The organism is Bacillus sp. JST-5 (assembly GCF_057747715.1).
The window spans coordinates 1-3,367 of sequence record NZ_JBYLHW010000115.1; the positions used below are offsets into that span (position 1 = coordinate 1).

Genomic DNA, 3,367 nt, shown 5'->3' on the forward strand with positions numbered 1-3,367 from the left:
TTATACCGCTTTTGACTCATGATTCGGACACAACCTTTCGTTAGTTTAATATTAATGACTTAACCAAGTTGTGTCCACAAATCTATACTACATCTATTAGCATAGTTAATTCTTTATTAAAAAAATGACCTAAGTATATTAGAATTGATGAATACCTAGATCTTATTAATTGGTAATTTTCTTATTCCAAATTATACATCAATATTTTTTGAAACTTCTAACGTACTGGTTCCCGTTCCTGTCTTTTACAATAATCCCGAGTTCACCTAAATCCTTTTTTAAATGATTTGCTTTTTTCTTGTCGCCGTCTCTTATCGCATTTCTCCGTTCGTATAAAATTGAATTGATTTTTTCTCCAAAAGATTGATTTTCTAGAGTCCATAAAATATACTCATCTGCATAAGGGTCATGATCACACCAAGGATAATGATGATACGTAAAGATATTCCGTATTTCTTCTTTATTGATATCCGTCGTTTCCCTTAAAAGTTCTTGACCTTTCTTACTTATAATAACAACTTCATTATCTTCCATATAAATTTCTTTTATGTCAGCTTTCTTAGTAATTATTTCTTTATTATCTTTTTTGATCAGTATTTCTTGATCATTAATTTCCATTTTCAATGTTTCGTTATAAACTTCCAATGATAATAGAATTCCAATAATTATACCTACGATCATCAAAATAATAGATACCCAAAATGGGTTAAATGATTGTAATAATTTAATAACTTTTGAGTCTGATAAAATTGGAATTTTTGATAATACATTCAACAATTTTGGAAAAAACCAACCTATAATCCCTAAAACTACTGGGAACAAAGCTGTAATCAATTTTTCTAAAAAACTCATACCTATCGTGGATGTTTGATTCATGAGATACAACCTCCAAATAAAATATTTTTTATCCACTTTAGTATTTTTACAGTACGATTTTTGATACCATTTTGATTAACTCATCTTTATATTTCTCCAAACTAAAGGAAGGGTTTTGATATAGCATACATTCTTCTATTGCACCTTGAATCATGACACACATGTTGTTAACATCAAATTCATTAGAAAACTCTCTTTTCTTTTGCCCTTCTAATAAAATTTCTTTGAGCAATGAGTAAAAAGGATCTTCTTCATTATCGGCAATTCTATAAAAAGGAATGCCATCTTCATTTTTTGCATTAAAGACAATTTCAATTAACGCAATATTATTTTTATGATTGGCTACTTGATAAGCTAAACTAGCTTCGATGTATGCTTTCAATTGTGAAATTGATAATTTTTCTTGAACTACTTTTTCACTAACATAGTTTAATTTTTTATGAAGTAAATAAATTAATGTTTGATTTATTAAATCCATTTTATTAGAAAAATGATAAGATATTAATCCAGTACTCACTTTTGCCAATTTAGCAACTTTCGTTAAACTTACATCGGTATACCCAAATTCGTTTAGTGCATCGATACAAGCTTTAATGATCTGTTCTCTACGTGCTTCAGCAATAAAAGATTGTTTTTCTTCCATAAAAGTTCCCTCGCTAAAAAATTGATTAATCATTTTTTTATTTGAACGTTCAATCAATTTTTATTTTAATATATATTCCCTTTACTTGCAATCAATTAAAAATTTTATGTCTATTTATCAAAAAATCGGAATAAATGCCCTTCATTATCCTTGATAGAAATAAAAAAATGATATCCGTTAAGATATCATTTTTAAAAGTATATGATAGTTTCAAAGTACAAAAAGAGGAACGATATAAAAAAATATTCCTCTTTTTATGGACATTTATTTAATGCTTCCTAAAATTTGCTTATCAATGATTTCACGATTACGAGATAAAAATACTTCGTTATGAGAAGAGACTAAAGCTGTTTCTTCTGCATCTGGTTGTACAAATTTCTTTGCTTTATTAACAGCTTTCACGGCATCTTGAAAAGCCCCTAAAATTAAATGTACTTTTCCTTCATATTCTACAGCATCCCCTACTGCATATAATCCTGGAATGTTCGTTTCACAATGAGCTGTTCCTTTTAAATAATATTCATTAGCCATTTCAAATTTTAAATCACTATTTTCGAACAAAGAGCTATCTCGATGGTAACCATGGTTGACAACTACTTCATTGACAGATAATCTTGTCACTTCACCTGTCTGATTATTCGTTAATTCCACTTGTTTAATGACTTGACCACTCTCATCTGGAATAAATTTTGTTATTTCTGTATAGAAATAAAATTCGACTGGACTTTGAAATAAACGGGATAAATCGGCTTCATGTGCTTGCATTTGATCTTTACCTTTTCGATAAGTAAGAAATACTTTCTTAGCAATTGGGTGTAATTCGTTTGCCCAATCGACAGCTGTATAACCCCCACCAGAAATTAAAACTACTTTATCTTTAAATTTTTTTAGTTCTTTTATTGAATAATTTAAATTCGTATTTACATATTTATCGGAATCTTCCACATCAAGTTTTATTGGATTTATGATTCCACCGCCAATAGCTAAAATCACAGACTTAGAAAAATGTTTTTGTCCATTGTGAGTAGTTAGCACAAAATTACCTGATTCATCTTTTGCAATAGATGTAACTTTTACACCTAATACAACTGTTGGATCAAATGTTAAAGCTTGTTCAACCATTTGTTGGATAAGCTTTTCTCCTGTAATAGGAGTCATTGCACCAACATCCCATATTAATTTTTCAGGATAAACATGGACTTTCCCGCCAAGTTTATTTTGATATTCGATAATTTTTGTTTTCATTTCACGCAACCCACTGTAAAAAGCAGAAAATAATCCTGCTGGTCCTCCACCAATAATCGTCACATCATAAACTTCCCTATGACCCATCTGTAATTCTCCTCCGAAGTTATGTATATATGCTAATAATCAATATCGATAATGATTCTCATTTTCATACATCAATTTTATCACAACCTTGGTATTTTTTGAATGGTTATTACATGTCAAGAACAAAAGATTTCATAAAAAATAAAATATTGTCACAAAATCTTATTTTCTCCCGCAAAAAATCATTGCATTTCCTAAAACTTTTTTATGTAATAGTGTTTTAGGTAAATGGATTACTTCATCAAGTTTATAGTATTTCAAATCAGTTACACCAAAATCCTTAAAATGATTTACCAGCTCTTTTTATTTCCAAATATTTTTTCGTCCAAAAATAAATCTAAAAAGATAAATTGCCCGCCTGATTTTAACACTCTTAATGCTTCTTGAATCACATCTATTTTATTTGGAGTATCTTCGACCTCATGAAACGTCAGACAGCTTACGACAAGATCAAAGTCTTCATCTTTAAAAGGGAGATTGGAAGCACTTGCCTTGAGAAAATCAATTCTATCAAAG

At 29.2% G+C, this 3,367-nt stretch carries 3 protein-coding genes and 1 pseudogene; all 4 read right to left on the reverse strand.

What is annotated here, in order from left to right; translation table 11 throughout:
- Nucleotides 1-198: 198 nt before the first annotated feature.
- Complete coding sequence (locus AC3ASS_RS13855; RefSeq protein WP_488284099.1) at nt 199-876, reverse strand: YqeB family protein; 678 nt, start codon at nt 874-876, stop codon at nt 199-201.
- A gap of 46 nt (nt 877-922) precedes the next feature.
- A complete protein-coding gene (locus AC3ASS_RS13860; protein ID WP_488284100.1) occupies nt 923-1,519 on the reverse strand; it encodes a TetR/AcrR family transcriptional regulator in 597 nt (198 codons plus the stop codon).
- A gap of 264 nt (nt 1,520-1,783) precedes the next feature.
- Entirely contained in the window at nt 1,784-2,851 is a 1,068-nt protein-coding gene (locus tag AC3ASS_RS13865) for an NAD(P)/FAD-dependent oxidoreductase (RefSeq protein ID WP_488284101.1), read from the reverse strand.
- Between the two features lie 162 nt (nt 2,852-3,013).
- Nucleotides 3,014-3,367 (reverse strand): annotated as a pseudogene (locus tag AC3ASS_RS13870) (class I SAM-dependent methyltransferase); the annotation flags it as partial.